The 18,122-nt window shown below is 60.2% G+C and carries 13 protein-coding genes and 1 pseudogene; 6 read left to right on the top strand and 8 right to left on the bottom strand.

Translation table 11 applies throughout. The annotated features are described in order from the left end of the window. Window positions 1–51: 51 nt before the first annotated feature. The 7 genes from V6766_RS25015 to V6766_RS24985 all read right to left on the bottom strand — a co-directional run bounded on the left by V6766_RS25015 (window position 52) and on the right by V6766_RS24985 (window position 9,070). Window positions 52–735, bottom strand: a complete 684-nt coding sequence (locus V6766_RS25015; RefSeq protein WP_448470955.1) for a YoaK family protein — start codon at window positions 733–735, stop codon at window positions 52–54. A gap of 347 nt (window positions 736–1,082) precedes the next feature. Then, window positions 1,083–1,307 carry a formate dehydrogenase subunit delta gene (locus V6766_RS25010; RefSeq protein WP_448470954.1) on the bottom strand — a complete coding sequence of 75 codons (225 nt, stop codon included), beginning with the start codon at window positions 1,305–1,307 and terminating at the stop codon, window positions 1,083–1,085. 44 nt (window positions 1,308–1,351) lie between these two features. Further along, window positions 1,352–4,225 carry a formate dehydrogenase subunit alpha gene (gene fdhF, locus V6766_RS25005; RefSeq protein WP_448470953.1) on the bottom strand — a complete coding sequence of 958 codons (2,874 nt, stop codon included), beginning with the start codon at window positions 4,223–4,225 and terminating at the stop codon, window positions 1,352–1,354. Window positions 4,226–4,229: 4 nt separating this feature from the next. Then, window positions 4,230–5,801 (bottom strand): formate dehydrogenase beta subunit, encoded by a 1,572-nt coding sequence (locus V6766_RS25000; RefSeq protein ID WP_448470952.1) that lies wholly within the window; start codon window positions 5,799–5,801, stop codon window positions 4,230–4,232. Beyond that, a complete protein-coding gene (locus V6766_RS24995) occupies window positions 5,798–6,277 on the bottom strand; it encodes a formate dehydrogenase subunit gamma (protein WP_448470957.1) in 480 nt (159 codons plus the stop codon). The genes V6766_RS25000 and V6766_RS24995 overlap by 4 nt, the downstream gene beginning before the upstream one ends. A 118-nt stretch (window positions 6,278–6,395) precedes the next feature. After that, window positions 6,396–7,277, bottom strand: a complete 882-nt coding sequence (locus tag V6766_RS24990; RefSeq protein ID WP_448470951.1) for a LysR family transcriptional regulator — start codon at window positions 7,275–7,277, stop codon at window positions 6,396–6,398. A gap of 110 nt (window positions 7,278–7,387) precedes the next feature. Continuing rightward, window positions 7,388–9,070 (bottom strand): OFA family MFS transporter, encoded by a 1,683-nt coding sequence (locus V6766_RS24985; RefSeq protein ID WP_448470950.1) that lies wholly within the window; start codon window positions 9,068–9,070, stop codon window positions 7,388–7,390. Window positions 9,071–9,501: 431 nt separating this feature from the next. On the opposite strand from V6766_RS24985, the gene tssI reads away from it, so the two are divergent. Genes tssI through V6766_RS24955 form a run of 6 tightly spaced genes read left to right on the top strand, consistent with a single transcriptional unit; the run spans window position 9,502 to window position 17,126 of the window. Further along, window positions 9,502–11,568, top strand: a complete 2,067-nt coding sequence (gene tssI, locus V6766_RS24980; RefSeq protein WP_448470949.1) for a type VI secretion system tip protein TssI/VgrG — start codon at window positions 9,502–9,504, stop codon at window positions 11,566–11,568. A gap of 8 nt (window positions 11,569–11,576) precedes the next feature. After that, a complete protein-coding gene (locus V6766_RS24975) occupies window positions 11,577–12,452 on the top strand; it encodes a hypothetical protein (protein WP_448470948.1) in 876 nt (291 codons plus the stop codon). After that, window positions 12,442–13,920, top strand: a complete 1,479-nt coding sequence (locus tag V6766_RS24970; protein WP_448470947.1) for a hypothetical protein — start codon at window positions 12,442–12,444, stop codon at window positions 13,918–13,920. Before V6766_RS24975 ends, V6766_RS24970 begins: the two co-directional genes overlap by 11 nt. After that, window positions 13,917–14,849: a hypothetical protein gene (locus V6766_RS24965; RefSeq protein WP_448470946.1), complete on the top strand. Its 933-nt coding sequence runs from the start codon at window positions 13,917–13,919 to the stop codon at window positions 14,847–14,849. The genes V6766_RS24970 and V6766_RS24965 overlap by 4 nt, the downstream gene beginning before the upstream one ends. Further along, window positions 14,839–16,491 carry a lipase family protein gene (locus V6766_RS24960; RefSeq protein WP_448470945.1) on the top strand — a complete coding sequence of 551 codons (1,653 nt, stop codon included), beginning with the start codon at window positions 14,839–14,841 and terminating at the stop codon, window positions 16,489–16,491. The genes V6766_RS24965 and V6766_RS24960 overlap by 11 nt, the downstream gene beginning before the upstream one ends. After that, window positions 16,491–17,126 (top strand): DUF2169 domain-containing protein, encoded by a 636-nt coding sequence (locus tag V6766_RS24955; protein ID WP_448470956.1) that lies wholly within the window; start codon window positions 16,491–16,493, stop codon window positions 17,124–17,126. Before V6766_RS24960 ends, V6766_RS24955 begins: the two co-directional genes overlap by 1 nt. On the opposite strand, the pseudogene istA reads toward V6766_RS24955, so the two are convergent. Continuing rightward, window positions 17,055–18,015, bottom strand: a pseudogene (istA, locus tag V6766_RS24950) (IS21 family transposase); the annotation flags it as partial. The gene V6766_RS24955 and the pseudogene istA overlap by 72 nt on opposite strands. Window positions 18,016–18,122: the final 107 nt, after the last annotated feature.

Raw genomic sequence — 18,122 nt, 5'->3', positions numbered from 1 at the left:
TGGAACTACTTCAAATCAACAGCATGCGTTGCAGACTAATCGCCCGACGCTCTAGGCCGAAGCGTTCTCGGCCTTTTCTTCCCGCCTGAATGCGTAGAATGCAAGCATGATGACCACCGGCGGACCTAGAAAACAGAGCCGGCCGACAAGTCGGTATGCAAGGGCGGCAAGCGCGCAGCCCAGCGCGAACAGGAAAAGTGCCGGTATCAGCCGCCTCAGTCGGCGTTTCAACGGCGCCTTGTCGATCGCGCCGCCGAAGAGGAGGTCGGTCACATCCAGCATGATCTGCGTCGTCGTGCCGGTCATCAGCGTGGAGGGCGGAAGGTCGGGGAGGTGGACCCGGTGCACCGCGTTCTGGATCGCCATCGCCACGACAAGCGTCATGCCGGCGATGATTTCACCGAGACTGTTTGCAGCAGGCGGCAGCAGAAACACCAGCACGGCCGCCGCCGAAAACAGGGCGAACTGAAGCTTCAGGAGCACGGGAACCACCGGGCGCCCGTGTTTTCCAAGCCATCGCGCGAAATAGCGCGCCGCCATCACCGAAGCGCAGAAGACTGGCAGCGCCAGCGCCTTTGCCAGCAGACCGCCGGTTCCGGTCGCAATCGCTGCACCCAGAGTCACGAAGTTGCCGGTGACATGGGCGGTGAAAAGCCCATGGAGCGCCACGAAGCCCATCGTGTCGACATAGCCGCCATTGAAGCTGAGCGCCGAGGCAAGCAAGGAACGCGACATATACCATCTCCGCCCGGACCTTGACCCGTTCGATATGCGCCGGTCCGCCACGGACGCAGAGGCGGCGGAGAGGGTCGCGCATGCGATCAAGCCATACACGCCGCGTGAACGCAGTGAGAATATCGGCGAAGCGTAAATACATGGTTATGCCGACGAACACCGGCACACAGCGATCGCCGGTTGGGCAAAGCCGCCGCCTATCCGTCCGGAAAACCAGTACGATAAGGAGATCGACAGGGCCACGGTCGCCTCTGCCCGCCCAGAATCGACAATCGCCCGGCAGATCACATCAACCCATGATTTCTTCGATGACATGCGTTCCGAGCAAACGTAATGCGGCGACGCGCTCAACCCTGCTTCGCCACCGGACGAATGCGGTCGCCGGCCTCGATCACCAGCGGATCGAAACCGCTGTTAGGCTGTCCCAGCATCTCGAAAAGCTGGGCGCGCATGCGTGGTTCCCAGAACTTGCTGATATGGTCGGCGACACCCGCCACGGCCTCATCGTGCGGGCGGGTGCGGAAGAAGGCGGCGATCTGGTTTGCCATGTGGGTCAGCTTTTCAGGCGCCATTTGCTCTATCCTCTGCCAAAGGGGGATGCCGTCGGACGACGGATTTACTCCGCCGCCTCGACCCGCCGGGCCTGTCTTGAAAAGCGCTCATAGTCTTCCTGCCAGTCCGTGGGCCCGTTGGAGGGCGAGACCTGAACCGCCGTCACCTTGTATTCCGGGCAGTTGGTCGCCCAGTCGGAGAAATCCGTGGTGATGACATTGGCCTGGGTGGCCGGGTGGTGGAAGGTGGTATAGACGACGCCCGGCGACATCCGGTCGGTGATCTTCGCCCTCAGGCTGGTTTCGCCGGAACGGCTCTGCAGTTTCACCCAGTCGCCGTTCTTCACCCCGCGCAATTCCGCGTCATGCGGATGGATTTCCAGCACGTCCTCCTCGTGCCAGACGACATTGTCCGTCCGCCGCGTCTGCGCGCCGACATTATACTGGCTGAGAATGCGCCCGGTGGTGAGAAGCAGCGGGAAGCGCGGGCCGGTCTTCTCGTCGGTCGCCACGTAATCGGTGCGGATGAAGCGGCCCTTGCCGCGCACGAAGCCGTCAATATGCATGATCGGCGTGCCGTCCGGCGTCTCGTCATTGCAGGGCCACTGGACCGAGCCTTTCTCGTCCAGCAGTTCATAGGTGACATTGGCAAAGCTCGGCGTGGTCGCGGCGATCTCCGCCATGATCTCGGACGGGTGCGTGTAGTTCCAGTTGCCGCCCATCGCGTTGGCGAGCAACTGCGTCACCTCCCAGTCGGCATAGCCGGCCTTCGGCGACATCACCCTGCGCACCCGGTTGATCCGCCGTTCGGCATTGGTGAAGGTGCCGTCCTTTTCCAGGAAGGTCGAGCCCGGCAGGAAGACATGGGCGTAATTCGCCGTCTCGTTCAGGAAGATATCGTGGACGATGACGCATTCCATTGCGGCCAGACCGGCGGACACATGCTTGGTGTCGGGGTCGGACTGCAGAATGTCCTCGCCCTGGCAGTAAAGCCCTTTGAAAGTACCGTCGACGGCGGCGTCGAGCATGTTGGGAATGCGCAGGCCCGGTTCATCCGAGATCGGCACGCCCCAGGCCTTCTCGAAGATATCGCGGACATCCGCATTGTTGACATGGCGATAACCCGGCAGTTCGTGCGGGAAGGAGCCCATGTCGCAGGAGCCCTGAACATTGTTCTGGCCGCGCAGCGGGTTCACGCCAACGCCGCGACGGCCGATATTGCCGGTCATCATGGCGAGGTTGGCAAGACCGATGACCGTCGTCGAGCCCTGCGAATGTTCGGTGACGCCGAGGCCGTAATAGATCGCCGCATTGCCGCCCTTCGCATAAAGCCTTGCCGCTTCGCGAACCGTTCCGGCCGGAACGCCGGTCAGCGCCTCGACAGATTCCGGGCTGTTGGCCGTATCGGCGGCAAAGGCCGCATAGTCCTGAAACTCGTCCCAGTCGCAGCGCTCGCGGATAAAGGCCTCGTCGTAAAGCCCCTCGGTGACGATCACATGCGCAAGCGCGGTGACGACGGCGACATTGGTTCCGGGGCGCAGCGCCAGATGGTGGCTTGCCGCCACATGCGGCGTCCTGACCAGATCGATGCGGCGCGGGTCGATGACGATGAGCTTGGCCCCCTGCCGCAGCCGCTTTTTCAGCCGCGAGGCGAAGACCGGATGCCCGTCTGTCGGGTTGGCGCCGATGACGAGCGCGACATCGACATCTTCGACGCTGTCGAAATCCTGCGTGCCGGCAGAGGTGCCGAATGTCTGGCCGAGGCCGTAGCCGGTCGGCGAGTGGCAGACGCGGGCGCAGGTATCGGTGTTGTTATTGCCGAAGACGGCGCGGGTAAGCTTTTGCACCAGATAGGTCTCTTCATTGGTGCAGCGCGAGGAGGTGATGACGCCGATCGAATCCTGTCCGTAATTCGCCTGAAGACGGCGCAGCCTGGACGCGGCGAAGCCGAGCGCCTCCTCCCACGAAACCTCGCGCCAGGGATCGGTGATGCTCTCGCGGATCATCGGTTTCAGGACGCGGTCCTTGTGACTGGCATAGCCATAGGCGAAACGCCCCTTGACGCAGGAGTGTCCGTGATTGGCCTTGCCATCCTTGTAGGGCACCATGCGCACCAGTTCCTCGCCGCGCATTTCCGCCTTGAACGAACAGCCGACGCCACAATAGGCACAGGTGGTGACGACGGAATGTTCCGGCTGGCCGATATCGTAAATCGATTTTTCCTGCAGCGTCGCCGTCGGGCAGGCCTGAACGCAGGCTCCGCAGGAGACGCATTCGGAGCCGAGAAAATCATCGCCGAAACTGCCGGGCGAAACGCGGGATTCGAAACCGCGTCCTGCAATCGTCAGCGCGAAGGTGCCCTGCACTTCCTCGCAGGCGCGCACGCAGCGCGAGCAGACGATGCATTTCGACGGGTCGTAGGTGAAATAGGGGTTGCTCTCGTCCTTCGGCAGGTAGCGGGCGTTGACCTCGCCAACGCCGTCGCGCGTCTTCACATGGTTGCCGCCGTCATAGCCGTAGCGCACATCGCGCAGGCCCACAGCGCCGGCCATATCCTGCAATTCGCAATCGCCATTGGCCGCGCAGGTGAGGCAATCCAACGGATGGTCGGAGATATAGAGTTCCATCACCCCGCGGCGCAGCGTCTTCAGCTTGTCGGTTTGGGTCGAAACCACCATGCCATCGGCAACCGGCGTGGTGCAGGAGGCCGGCGTGCCGCGCCGTCCCTCGATTTCCACCAGACAGAGCCGGCAGGAGCCGAAGGCGTCGACCATGTCCGTCGAGCAAAGCTTGGGGATCGCAATCCCGGTTTCCATGGCCGCCCGCATCACCGACGTGCCTTCGGGAACGGTGACCTTGAAGCCGTCGATCGTGAGCGTAACCGTCGCTTCCGATTTTGAAACCGGGGTGCCGTAATCGATTTCCTTGATCAGGGACATGTCACTACTCCGCTGCTTCTGCCGGTTGGGGCCGTGATTGGGGACGCGGTCCGAAATCTTCCGGAAAATGCGTAAGCGCGCTTGAAACGGGATAGGGTGTGAAGCCGCCCAGCGCGCAGAGCGAGCCAAGCCGCATCGTGTTGCAGAGATCGTCCAGAAGCGCCTTCTGCTCGGCGACCCCTGCACCCGCGGCAATCTTGTCGATCACCTCCGCCCCGCGCACCGCGCCGATGCGACAGGGCGTGCACTTGCCGCAGCTTTCCGCCGCGCAGAATTCAAAGGCGAAACGCGCCTGTTTCATCATGTCGGCCGTATCGTCGAACACAACGATGCCGGCATGGCCGATCAGCCCGTTATTGGCGGTGAAGGCCTCGTAGTCGAAAGGAATGTCGAAATGGCTCGTCGGGAAATAGGCGCCGAGCGGGCCGCCCACCTGCACGGCCTTCACCGGCCGCCCGCTCGCCGTGCCGCCGCCGATATCGTAAATCAGCTCATTCAGCGTGATCCCGAAGGCGGTCTCGAAAAGCCCGCCATGTTTGATATTGCCGGCCAGCTGGATCGGCATGGTGCCCCGCGACTTGCCGATGCCGAAGTCGCGGTAATAGTCCGCGCCGCGGTCCAGAATCAGCGGGATGGAGGCCAGCGACAGCACATTGTTGACCACGGTCGGACAGCCGAACAGGCCCTCAAGCGCCGGCAGCGGCGGCTTGGCGCGGACCACGCCGCGTTTGCCCTCCAGGCTGTTGAGCATGGAGGTCTCTTCGCCGCAGACATAGGCCCCCGCGCCGACGCGCATTTCCATATCGAAGGCGTGCCCGGAACCCAGCACCGATGGCCCCAGAATGCCCTCCCGGCGCGCGATCTCGATCGCCTTGCGCATGGTCTGGATCGCATGCGGATATTCGGAACGGGTGTAAATATAACCCTTGGTGGCACCCGTCGCGAGGCCCGCAATCGCCATGCCCTCGATCAGAACGAAGGGGTCGCCCTCCATGATCATCCGGTCGGCAAAGGTGCCGCTGTCGCCCTCATCGGCATTGCAGACGATGTATTTCCGCGGGCCTGCCGCCTTGCGCACCGTGTCCCATTTGATGCCGGTGGGAAAACCCGCGCCGCCGCGACCGCGCAGGCCGCTGTCGGTGACGGTCTGGACGATATCCGCGCTTTCCATCGTGATCGCGTTTTCTAGGCCGCGCAGGCCCTTGTAATGGCGATAGTCAGCGACGGATAGCGGGTCCGTCACGCCGCAACGGGCAAAGGTCAGGCGCGTCTGCTTTTTCAGGAACGGCAGGTCGCGCGTCCTGCCAAGAAAAAGCGGATGCGCCGCGCCATCCAGAAAACCCGCATCGAACAGGCTTTCGACATCCGACGCCTTCACCGGGCCATAGGCAACGCGGCCATGGTCGGTGCGCACTTCGACCATCGGCTCCAGCCAGTGCAGGCCGCGCGAGCCATTGCGTACGATTTCGGCGTTAAGCCCGCGCGCGGCAAGCATCTCGGAAATGGCTGATGCCACCCTGTCGGCTCCGACTGCAAGGGCTGCGGCATCGCAAGGGATGAAAATGAAAGATTTCATTGTCCGGCCTCCGCAACGACATCCTTCAGCGTCGCTTCGTCGAGCCGGCCATAAAGCGCATCGTCCAGCATCGCCGCCGGCGCGCAGGAACAGAGGCCCAGACAGTAGACGGGCTCAAGCGTCAGCCTGCCATCCGCGGTCGTCTCGTGCCAGTCGAGGCCAAGCGCCGCGCGCAGACCATCGGCCAGCGCCTCCCCGCCCATGGACTGGCAGGCCTCGGCGCGACAGATTTTCAACACGTGACGGCCGGCCGGTTCGCGGCGAAAATCATGATAGAAGCTAATCACGCCATGCACTTCCGCGCGGCTGAGGTTCAGCATCTCTGCAACAAGTCGCAATGCGGCTTCCGGGATATGGCCAAATTCGCTTTGAACATCGTGCAGGATCGGCAACAACGGCGCTTCGCGCTGCAGATGGTCTTCGACAATCGCGGTTGTGCGTGCGGCAACCGCCTCCCGCTCGAAACCCAGATCCATCATGCTCCTCCGCCCATACGACTGATCTCGAAAAATGTCATATTTTGGGACGGTCAATCAATGCGGCAGTTCCGTCGGCCGATGGCATTTACTTATAGATGACCGCAACGCTCATGTTTCATGCCTCGGCCAGTTGTCGCACCTGCCGCAGAAAGGCCGAGATCAAGGGCGCATAGGGCTCGCGATGCGTGGCAACGAGACCGACCTCGGACCCGGCCACGGGATCAATGATCGGTATGGTCTTCAGGGTCTCGTTTGCAAGGCTCGTCGCCAGACTTTCCGGCATGATGGTCGACCACAGCCCGGTCTGCACATGGGCAAAGAGGGTGACGATCGAATCCGATTCCAGCGTCGGCGCGACATCGGCGGAAACCTGCGCGAGGATGCCGTCGAGTATGCGCCGGTTCTGCATGTCCTTCGTCAGAAGACAGAGCGGCAGGCGGCTGACGTCGTTCCATGTGATCCGCCTGGCCTCGCCGAGATCGGTTTCGGCATGGGTCACCAGGCAATAGGTTTCCCGGTAGAGCGGGATCTGCGTGACCTTCCCCACCGGTTCGTTCTCGAGATAGGTAATGCCGACGTCGATCTCGAGATTTTCCAGCAGCGACAGGATTTCGGCGGAGGAACGCGACAGCACCGAGACCGTGACGCCGGGATTGCTCGCGACAAACGGCGCCGTCAGCGTCGGGACATAGGATAGCGCGGTGGGGATGGCCGCAACCCTCAGATGACCGCTCAGGCCCTCGCGGACGGCCTTCAGTTCCTGCTGCATGGTGCGGGCATCGGCCACCAGCCGTCGCGCCCATTCCAGCACCCGCTGGCCCTCCGGCGTCAGCCCCTGATAGCGCGAGCCGCGCAGGACCAGAAGAACGCCCAACTGCTCCTCAAGCTGCTTGATCGATGCCGAAAGCGCCGGCTGCGAAACCCCGCATGCCTCCGCCGCGCGCCCGAAATGCCGCTCCCGCGCCAGGGTTATGAACATCTCAAGTTTTTCAATCATGCAAATTCCATCCGGGACAAACACGCATAAGGCACGCTTCATGCACTTTGCCCCGGCGGCGGCGATTGCGCCACCGCCGGGGTCATATTGTTCACCGGTCGCTTGCGCCGTCACATATGGTGCTTCGCATGCACCGGCTTCACCAGGAAATTGGCGACCAGTGCGATGACGAGCAGTGCAGCCATCGCGTACATGGTCGTGTTGTAGAGGCTCGGCGTCGGGTCGACGGTGCCCGCCGGTGCGATCTCCATCAGTTGCGCGATGGTCACCGTCTTGGCGGCGATCAGCTGGTCGAGCTGGTCGATACCGGCGCCGAATTTCTCGGCAAAGGCGGTCGGATCGACCTTCGATGCCAGATCGTGGAGCGCATTGTTCAGCGACATGTTGCGCAGACCGGTGATTGCCAACGGACCGAGAACGCCCGCCGTGCTCCACGCCGTCAGCAGCCGGCCGTGGATGCCGCCGACGAATTTGGTGCCGAAGATATCCGCCAGATAGGCCGGGATGGTGGCAAAACCGCCGCCATACATGGTGAAGATGATCATCGTCGCGGCATAGAACATCACCAGCCAGAGCACTGCCGGATTGATGCTGACCTGATGCGCGGCGAACGGGATCGACAGGTAGAGGATCGTGCCGAGGACGAAGAAGCAGTAATAGGTGTTCTTGCGGCCGATATAATCCGACATCGAGGCCCAGAAGAACCGGCCGAGCATGTTGAACACCGAAATCATGAACACATAGGTCGCCGCGAAGGCGGAATTGACGATCAGCGGCAGCGTGGTGCCAAAAATCTCCGTCATCATCGTCTTGGCGACGCCGATCACGCCGATGCCGGCGGTCACGTTGAAGCAGAGAATGATCCACAACAGATAGAATTGCGGCGTCTTGAGCGCCTGATCGATGTGAACGTGGTTCTGGGTGATCATCTTGCGCGATGCGGCATCCGCCGTCGGCGGCGTCCAACCCTCCGGTTTCCAGCCCTCCCGCGGCACACGATAGGAGACGGCGGCAATCATGATGACGATGAAATAGACGATGCCGAGGGTGAAGAACGTCCCTTCGGCGCCGGTGTTGCCGGTGCCGACGACGTAGACGCCGGGATCAATGGCGATGGGCGCTTCGGCCGCCTGCCGGGCGGTGGCCACGACCACTTCGACAAGCTGGCCATTGACCTCGGCCATGCGTTTGCCGCCCTCGATGACGATGTTGACGGCATCCTGAGGTCCGAGAAACTGCGGCGCCTTGTAATAGAGCCCCAGAAGAAATTCCTGGATCGGCGTGGCGATCATCGCGCCGCCGCCAAAGCCCATGATCGCAAGGCCGGTCGCCATGCCGCGCCGGTCGGGAAACCACCGGATCAGGGTCGAGACCGGCGAGACATAGCCAAGCCCGAGCCCGCAGCCGCCAATGGCGCCATAACCGAGATAAAGCAGCCAGAGCTGGTGGGTCATGATGCCAAGACCGCCGATGATCAGCCCGCCGCCCCAGCAGAACGCGGCGACAACGCCGACCATGCGCGGGCCGACTTCCTCCAGCCATTTGCCCGCAAAGGCGGCCGACAGCCCGAGAAACACGATCGCCACGGAGAAGATCCAGACGACGGAGGACAGGCTCCAGTCGCCCGGCGCCGGCGCAACCACGCCGAACTGCTTGACCAGCGGCGGGTTGAAAATGCTCCAGGCGTATACGGAGCCGATACACAGGTGGATCGCGATAGATGCCGGCGGAACCTTCCAGCGGTTGAAACCGTCTTTTGCGACGATGTGTTCTTTCTTGAGCTTGTCAAACATGTATCGTTCCCTCCCAAGAACGTTTTTCGCCCACGCCCCGCCGCCTGCCTGTTCAGACGGTCTGAAGCGCAGCTCGATTTCCTCCGAGGCCGGTGGCGTCGGAGGGCAGATGTGTAATGCCTGTTTGACACCAAGTAAATATACATTATCTATACTTAATATTTTTATATTATAACACTAAATAGTAATTTAGCTTTAATAGTTATAAATTATTAAAGCGATATATTTATTGTAAGGCTATATAAATTATAATAAATTTATATCCAGAATCGCAGAAAAATGGCCTGTCTGCCCGGTGTGTGGCCGTATTCAGGAATGCCGGCCAGGCGACCTCAAAGGCGGCGGGGCGGATCGGCGCCAATGGTCTACCCGTCAATCCCCTGTCTCCACAGTCTTGAGCCACCCGGTCGCTCTTCAGGAAGGACATCACCATGAACGCGATTATCGACATACCGGTCCTCTATCAGGATCAGGACATCGCCTTCACTTTCGAGGCTTCGGCGCTGAAGGACGGGCAACTGCTGGTCCACGGTTTTACCGCCGAGGAAAGGCTATTCGATCTGAGCCAGATCGATATCGAACTCGTTTCCGACGATCCTAAACTCGATCTCAACGCGCTGCTCGACACGCCGGCAACGCTGACCATCCATCACAAGTATGCCGGTATCCGGCATTTCTCCGGCATCATCGCCGATATGGCCCGCCGAGACGAGGGGCTTCACCGTACCTTCTACACGGTCGTCCTCATGCCCGCACTCGGACGGCTCGCCCACGGCTCCGACAGCCGCATCTTCCAGCAGAAGAGCGTCCCCGAGATCATTGCCGAGGTGCTGAAGGAAAACCGTGTCGAGGATATGCGCTTCGTGCTCGAAGGCGCCCATGTGGCGCGGGAATATTGCGTCCAGTACAACGAAACCCACCTCGATTTTATCCGGCGCATCGCCGCCGAAGAGGGCATCTGGTTCTTCTTCACCTCCGGCGAGATCGGCCAGAACCAGGTGACCTTCATCGATACCCCGATGATCGTGCCGAAGCTGAGAGACATGCCGGAACTGGAATATAACGCCAATCCCGGAGGTGTTGCGAAGGGCGTCTTCTGCCGCAGCTTCACCTACCGCGAGCGGTTGCGGGCAACGAGCTTCACCCAGCGCGAGCGGCTGTTCACCAATCCGGGGTACAGCCAGGAGCATCGCGCCGACCGTCAGGCCGATAACGGCGCCAAGGGCAATTACGATCTCTACAACTATCCGGGCGGCTACAAGAAGGACGTCGCCGGCAAGCCGTTCACCAGATCGCAGCTCGAGGCGGTGCGCGTCGAGGCCACGACCGGTGAAGGCCGCACCAATGCGCCGGCGCTGACGCCGGGTTACAAGGTCATGCTCACCGAGCATCCGAATGACGACTGCAACGTCTTCTGGCACCTGCTTTCCGTTTCCCATGAGGGCGAGCAGCCGCAGGCGCTGAAGGAGGAGGCGGGAACTGGCTCCACGACCTATGCCAATCGCTTCCTGGCGATGCCGGCAGACCTCAATTATGCCCCGCCGAAACAGCCGAAGCCCAAGGCCGACGGCCCGGAGATTGCCACCGTCAGCGGCCCGGAAGGCGAGGAGATCTACTGCGATGACTGGGGCCGCGTGAAACTTTCCTATCCCTGGGATAGACGCTCGAAAGACAATGAGCACTCATCGGTCTGGACGCGGGTGACGTCGAGTTCGGCAGGCGGAACCTTCGGCGAGGTCATCCTGCCGCGCATCAACCAGGAGGTGCTCGTCGATTACGTCCGCGGCGACCCCGACCAGCCGATCGTCACCGGCCGTTCCTACAACGCCCTCAACCTGCCGCCCTACAAGCTGCCCGAACACAAGACCAGAACCGTCTGGCGATCGCAGACCCACAAGGGCAAGGGCTACAACGAACTGCGCTTCGAGGACGAGAACGACCGGCAGGAGGTCTATGTCCACGCCCAGAAGGACCGCAACGAAAAGACCAACAACAACCACTCCGAACGCATCAACAACAACTGGGTCCAGTCCGTCGGCCACAACAAGGGCATCGAGGTCGGCAACAACCTGACCGAGGTGATCGGCGGCGATATGGCGCTTTATGTCGGCCCGACGCAGAAGGGCATGTTCACGCCGACCGGCGCCGACAGGATGGTCGACGGCATTCCCGGAACGCCCTATGGCCTTGGCGACAAGGGAACCGGGACCGGAGAAGGGTCGATGCAGGTTAGCATCGAGAAGAACCGCAACGAGAGCATCGGAAATAATGACTCTCAGCTGGTCCAGAACACCAAGAACGTCAATGTCCTCAAGAGCTACTATCTCGATGTCGGCGAGGAACTGGTGATCACCGCCGGCAAGCGGATTCTCCTGAAGAGCGGCGACAGCGTGATCGTGCTCAATTCCGATGGCTCGATCCATATCAACGGCAAACAGCTCAGCCACAATGTCGATCAGCTGATCAAGCTCCTGTCCGATGTCGTAAAGGTCAACTAGGTGAAGCCATGACCCGCCGCCGGTTTCTCATCAAATTTGCTGTTCTCGCCTGCATCATCCTCGCAGGGCTTTGGGGCTATGGAAGGATTTTGGATATGAATGCGGAACCGACCTATACCGCCGACCGGCTGTTCAAGCCGTATGGCGAGGACGTCTACCATCTGGCGCAGAGGATCGAGCGCGGCGAACATACCAGCGCGCGCGAGGTCGAGGCGCTCCCCGATGGCGTCAATAAGCGCTATGGCGAGGAGATCACCTTCCTGTTTCTGGCGCTTCAGGCGCACAATCTGCAGGCCATCGACACGCTGCTGGCGGCCGGCGCCGACCCCTACATGGTTGATCGACCGTCGCAGGGGTCGGAACGAAATTTCGTCTATTACCTGACCATGCCGGGACCAAGTTCCGGTCCTGTTCAAGGCTTCGATTTCGAAAACCGAATGATCGAAAGCTATCTCAAACATGGCGGCAAGGCCAATGTGCAGCTTCTCGGCAATGGGGGCGAATGGCTGATCGAGCAGGTTGGGTTGATCGGAAATTATGAAGGTGTGGAGCTACTGCTCAAAGCCGGTGCTGATCCATGGTCGGAGAGTGATGAACAAGACACCCTGATGAGTTCATTAGCGCTTATGAGCCAAAAAGGAACGCTTTCCTTTCTGAACGAGTTGATTGATCAGGGATACTTCAAAAATCCACCCCTCCCCAAACTCCAAAAGTTTATGAAGTTTCTGGCGAGTTATGAACAGAGAAAAGACGAACTGAGCAGGGAAATTCGGCAAATCGCTCTCCGTGTCTTGAAGCGAAATCCCGACTACCCAGCCGACCAGAATACGCAGGAGCTCTTCGGTGGCCCCATCCCTTGGCAGGAGGCGGAGAATGCCAAATAATCAGGAACATGTGGTCAAGATCCCGCCGATGCGGGACACCGAGAATATCATCCCGCCGAAGATTGATATTCCGCCCATCCCCCCGGACACGCCCAACACGACCGCTGTTCATGGTCGCGCGACTTGGAAACCGTGCTGGCGGCGGGCCTGTTATCTATCGAAATTCATCTACAAGGACCCGAAGCCGGAAAAAGGATTTCATACCGTCTTCGAAAAGGAAATGGCTGAAGTCGACAAGCGCTGGGAACCTTGGGGTGACGGCCTGAACAAGCAGCAAAAGAGCGGTCTCGTTGCGCGCCTCTACAAGGTCAAAGGCTACGATCCAGACAAGAAGGCCGATGTCTGCCCGCCAACGCTGGTGTTTCGTGGCACTGATTTCGAAGATTTTCGCGGCCTCAAGGTTGGGGTGACGCTGGAAGTTTATGACATCGGCCCGATCTTCATTCTCGTGCAGCCGACTTCGCCTTACTATCAGATCGCCTTTGGCGACGCCGCGCGCAAACAGACGCTGGCCGATGGCTATGTTCCGACCACCATCATCGACAACAGTGAATGGCTCCGTCTTCCCGGTGCGACCAAGGGGTATTCCCTGCCGGTTTCTGTTGGGTACAAGCTGGAATACTTCGGCAAGGCTGATGGTGACTGGAACAACAACATTCAGCAGGGTTTGGGCCATGGTAGCGCACAGTATACAGGGGCGATTAAATACGGACTCAAACAGGTGTCGGAAAAAATCAAGCCAGGACAAGATCACCGCCTTGAAATCGCAGGCCATTCTCTTGGTGGCGGGTTGGCTGCCGCGACCTGTGCTGTGCTGGAGAGTCAATTTCCGAGCATTGACATTCACGGCACGACCTTCAACGCGGCTGGCGTACACCCGAACACCATTGCGCCTGCGACCGGCGCCAGCGTCAATGCCTTTTACGTCAACAATGAAATCCTGACGACCCTGCAAAGCAAGGCCAATACGGTTCCGGTTATCGGCGCGGTGTTCAACTGGGCAAGGGCCAATATCGGCGAGACCGGCCTGCCGCCCGCTCTTGGCAATCTCATTGGCATGCCTCCTTATGAACTGACGGAAGACATCGCCAATGCCAAACCGCTTCCCGTGCTCTGGCCGCTTTCGCAGGAAACGCTGGTTCTGCCGCGCCCGAACGACTTCGCCACGATCACGAAGCTCAACGACCTTCTGTCGTCTTCGGCTTCGCCCGGTCAGGCGATCAACAATCTGCTGCAATATATGGACAGGACCTACCACGACGAGGCCGTCCGGCAGCTCGTTGAACAGGACAAGACCGCTTTCGTCTGGCGGATGTATGAAGAAGCGGCCCGGCTGTTCCTGAAGGATGCCGGGCCGGAACTCGCAGCCCTTCAGCAAATCACCGGCCAGTCCGTCGCCTATCACGGCATGGACTATGTGATTGCAGCCTATGAGCATCGCGTTCTTGACAAGGGAAAGTCGCCATGATCTCGCGCCCTCCAGAGAAGAAACAGGCTTCCATCCGACGCTTCTACGTCGTCGTGGCCTTTGCCGTGGTTGTCGGTCCGCTTTCGTGGTGGGGACTGGAACGATACGCACATTATTCAGCGAAGCAGGACATGATCGAGAGTTCTCCGGACACACCGCTTTCCAACAGATTGATCCTGCCCTATGGCGAACAGCCTTATCGCCTGGCGCAGCAGATCGAGCGCGGCGATGTGATTTCCGAGGCCGAGGTGAAGGCGCTGCCCGAGGGCGTCGACCAACGCTATGGCGATGAGATCACCATGCTGTTTCTGGCGCTCGGCGCCCATAACCTGCAGGCGATCGACACACTGCTCGCCGCCGGCGCCGATCCCTATCTGATCGACCGGCCGTCGACCGGATCGACACGCAATTTCGTCTATTATCTGGCGATGCCCGGCCCGAGTTCCGGGCCCGTGCAGGGCTTCGATTTCGAAAACAGGATGATCGAGAGCTATCTCAAATACGGTGGAAAGGCGAATGTGCAGCTTCCGGGCAATCAAGGGAACTGGCTTGTCGAGCAAGTCGGGCTGATCGGCAACTATGAGGGTGTGAAGATCTTGCTGAAAGCCGGTGCGGACCCTTGGGCGGAAAATGCTGCCAAGGATACGTTGATGAGTACGCTAGCAATATCATCGGCAGATACAGGCGCGATTGATTTTATCAATTGGCTCATTCAGCAAGGTTATCTCAACAGCCCAATGATGGGAAAGCTGCAGAAATTCATGAGATATCTTGCTGCTTATACCCAGCGTGGTGACAAGATTAGCAAGGAAATACAGCAAACCGCTCTTCGAGTCCTGAAATGCAATCCCGACTACCCTCCCGACCAGAACACGCAAGACATCTTTGGCGGACCGATCCCGTGGAAGGAGGTGGAGAATGCCGACTGACAAGGATTTCGTCGTCAAGATTCCTCCGATGCGGGACACAGACAATATCACCCCGCCGAAGATCAACATCCCGCCCATCCCTCCGGATACGCCCAACACCACGGTGATCCACGGACATGCCAATCCGAAGACCTGTCGCCGGCAGGCGGCCTATCTGTGCAAGCTGGTCTACAAGGACCCGCCGCCGACGGGTGGTTTTTCGACGCTTTATCCGGACAAGATCGCCGAGGCGGAGAAGAACTGGGAAGAATGGGGTGATGGCTTGAACGATCAAGCCAATACAGGGCTTGTCGCCAAGCTCTACAAGGTGAAGGGTTACGATCCGAACAGCAAGACCGATGTCTGCCCGCCGACGCTGGTGTTTCGCGGAACCGATTTCGACGACATGCGCGATTTCGCCTTCTGCGTCATCCTCAAGATTACGCCTGGCGCAGGCGAGACGCCGGTGATCGATCTGCAGGACGTGCTGGAAAAGCAATATCCCGGCGGCGAGATCATGTTCACCATGGACAAGCGGCTGAAAGGCAAGAGCCGCAAGGAGCTTATTGCCGATAATTTCATTCCCGTCACGCTTCTGAACAGTTCCGGTGCATTTCGACTTTTGGGCGTTCCCTATCAGGCCAGCCTGCAACTGATCTTTCTCGGCGGGCCGAATGGCGACTGGGCCAACAATGTTGAACAGGGATTGGGGAAGCCAAGCGAGCAATATAAGAAGGCAACTATTTACGCGCGTACGACCGTTGCGGATAAGATCAAATCGGGCCAAGACCGACGCCTGAATATTGCCGGCCATTCGCTCGGCGGTGGGCTGGCAAGTGCCGCAGCGACGATTGTTGAGCATTATTACCATACAGAAATCACCACACTATGCCACACCTTCAATCCTTCTGGCGTCAATACCGAAACGGTCAAGCCTGCCTCGCTCGGCGAGGCGACGATCAATGCATTCGGCGTGCGCGATGAAATCCTGACGACGATCGAGACCCGCGCCGGGCAATTGCCGTTTCTCGGCGCAATTCTGCGATGGGCGAAGGCGGAGGCGAATATCGACGGGTTTCCCGCGCCCGCGGGCTCCGGCGATCCGCCGCAAACGCGACCCGTCGTCTTGCCGACCGGCGGTATCGGCCAGCAAATCATCCCCACCTGGCAGCCGCCCGCGCGGGGCGCGGAACTGCCCGTCGTCTGGCCGATCACTGCGCAGACCGTCTTTCCAGCCGCAACGGCCAATAACTTTCGTCTGACCCTTGCGCTGGACGGGATTCTCAACAGTTCGACCTCGTTCGTGCAGGCGCTCAACCTGCTTTCCGCGCGCATCCCCGGCTGGGTGGAGGACGCGGTGAATGCCAATTCGAAGATAAGGGTGCCGCCGCCCGGTCCGAACACATCCTATCAGCCCTGGGTTTATGACAAGTTCACCTTCGGAGACTTGCTTGGAAAGATGGCACAGGACCGAACAAGGACCGTTGCCAAAGCCTACAGAGGTTTCCTTGATGCACAGGTCGTTCTTCCGGTGGTCGCGCCCGCGCTCGTCACCTTCGCCCTGGAATTTTCGTGTTTGCAGACTCTCTTCGAAGTGTCATCGGCCTATCACGGTATGGACTATGTGATCGCGACCTTCGAGCAATATCTGGATACAGAGTAATGATCCCCGAAATCTCGCTTCCTTTCCCATGCCTGTTCTTCCGCCACTGGTATCTGGATGGCAGTGAGATGGGGGTGCTGGTGGTGCGGGCGGTGTTCGAAATCCACGAGGGCAGACGCGCGCTGCTGCCGAAGGCGCAGCCGGAGATGGCGCTTTCGGATGTGTTTTGGGGGGAGGCGAATGTCTCGTCGCTGAAAGCCGAAAGCGAGAACGCGCCGTTCAAGCCGCGAACTGATCTGACCTTTTCCGCAATTGCCCGTTCGCCGGAGGAAAAGCAGCTCACGAGCTGGCCGGTGCGGGTCGATATCGCCCGACCCGCGGAGGATGGCGCGGCGCCTCAGATCATCGGCAGCCACGGCTTTCATGTGTTCGGCGAAAGGCTGATGGAGCCGGAAACGGTGAAGGGCGGCAAGCGCTGGCGGCTTTCGGATGCGACGCCGGTCACGCAAGTGCCGATCGTCTACGAGCGCGCCTATGGCGGCACGGCGAGGATCGATGACGAGAGCGAGGATGCCCATGTGTTCAACCCGATCGGTCGCGGCATGATCAGCGACTATCTGCTGGAGGCTGGCAAGGCCTTCCCGCGACACGCGGCGCTCAAGCTTGAGAACGGATTTGAACGGTGCCAGCGGTAACGGCCGCAGGTGCGGCCGCTCCTCGGCAAAGGCTTGCGTGACGATGCGAAGGGTCGTGGCATGCTTTCTCGGATTAGCAACAGTGTCCAGCCAGTGCCGCAACTGGGCATTCAGGTCATCGAGATTGCGAAACGAGCGGGCCAGGAAGAAGTCCTCTCGGATTATAACGGAACGGCCGCTCGACCTTGCCCTTCGTCTTGGCACGATAAGGTTTGCATGCCTTGGAATGGAAACCGTAGTGGCGTGCTAGATCGATGAGCGCGCAATTGTAGATGATGCCCTCCGTCTGCCCTTCGCCGATAACGGCAGTCTTCATCCGATCGTAAAGCACCTCCCTTGGATCGCCGCCAAGGGCTTCGAACGCAGCGATATGGCAGCGCAGGACGGTCGGCAGGTTCTGATGCATGACGAAGCGCGCCCAGATGAGGCGGCTATGCCCCAGCACCATCGAGAACAGCCACACAATCCTCGGCGTCATTGGTTCGTCGGTGAATATGACATGAAACTGGGCGAAATCGACCTGAGCCTGCTCGCCAGGCGGCGTCTCAAAGCGCACTTCGAAACCCTGGCTGGCCGGAGGCCGCACATCGCGAAGAAAATCCGTCACGGCGGTGTAGCCGCCCTTATAGCCTCGCTCGCGCAGTTCTCGAAATAGCCGGCTCCCGGTCAGGCCGGGGTAGGCCTTCACGCGCTCCCGCAGATAAGAAGCAAACGGATCGATCACCGTTGCCCGAGGCTTTCTGGGGCCATAGGCTGGAGCCTCAAGACCGCGCTCTATGTATTTGCGCACCGTCTTGCGGTCGATGCCCGTTTCTCTGGAAATCGCCGACACCGTCAGCCCCTGATGATGCAGATCCAGTATCATAATTGTCTCCCTCAGCTTGATCACCAAAATCCCCCTTCCGACCATTGGAAGAAGTATCGGCGATGACGCGCCGCCCGGGGGGGGGGGGGGGGGGGGGGGGGGGGGGGGGGGGGGGGGGGGGGGGGGGGTGT

Source organism: Martelella sp. AMO21009, from assembly GCF_053484295.1.
This window is presented reverse-complemented; position numbering and strand designations above follow the sequence as displayed.

Coding starts and splice junctions, on each gene's coding strand:
- tssI (WP_448470949.1), top strand. CDS start 9,502: ATGAACGCGATTATCGACATACCGGTCCTCTATCAGGATCAGGACATC.
- V6766_RS24975 (WP_448470948.1), top strand. CDS start 11,577: ATGACCCGCCGCCGGTTTCTCATCAAATTTGCTGTTCTCGCCTGCATC.
- V6766_RS25010 (WP_448470954.1), bottom strand. CDS start 1,307: ATGGCGCCTGAAAAGCTGACCCACATGGCAAACCAGATCGCCGCCTTC.
- V6766_RS24990 (WP_448470951.1), bottom strand. CDS start 7,277: ATGATTGAAAAACTTGAGATGTTCATAACCCTGGCGCGGGAGCGGCAT.
- V6766_RS24960 (WP_448470945.1), top strand. CDS start 14,839: ATGCCGACTGACAAGGATTTCGTCGTCAAGATTCCTCCGATGCGGGAC.
- V6766_RS25000 (WP_448470952.1), bottom strand. CDS start 5,801: ATGAAATCTTTCATTTTCATCCCTTGCGATGCCGCAGCCCTTGCAGTC.
- V6766_RS24995 (WP_448470957.1), bottom strand. CDS start 6,277: ATGGATCTGGGTTTCGAGCGGGAGGCGGTTGCCGCACGCACAACCGCG.
- V6766_RS24985 (WP_448470950.1), bottom strand. CDS start 9,070: ATGTTTGACAAGCTCAAGAAAGAACACATCGTCGCAAAAGACGGTTTC.
- V6766_RS24955 (WP_448470956.1), top strand. CDS start 16,491: ATGATCCCCGAAATCTCGCTTCCTTTCCCATGCCTGTTCTTCCGCCAC.
- fdhF (WP_448470953.1), bottom strand. CDS start 4,225: ATGTCCCTGATCAAGGAAATCGATTACGGCACCCCGGTTTCAAAATCG.
- V6766_RS24965 (WP_448470946.1), top strand. CDS start 13,917: ATGATCTCGCGCCCTCCAGAGAAGAAACAGGCTTCCATCCGACGCTTC.
- V6766_RS25015 (WP_448470955.1), bottom strand. CDS start 735: ATGTCGCGTTCCTTGCTTGCCTCGGCGCTCAGCTTCAATGGCGGCTAT.
- V6766_RS24970 (WP_448470947.1), top strand. CDS start 12,442: ATGCCAAATAATCAGGAACATGTGGTCAAGATCCCGCCGATGCGGGAC.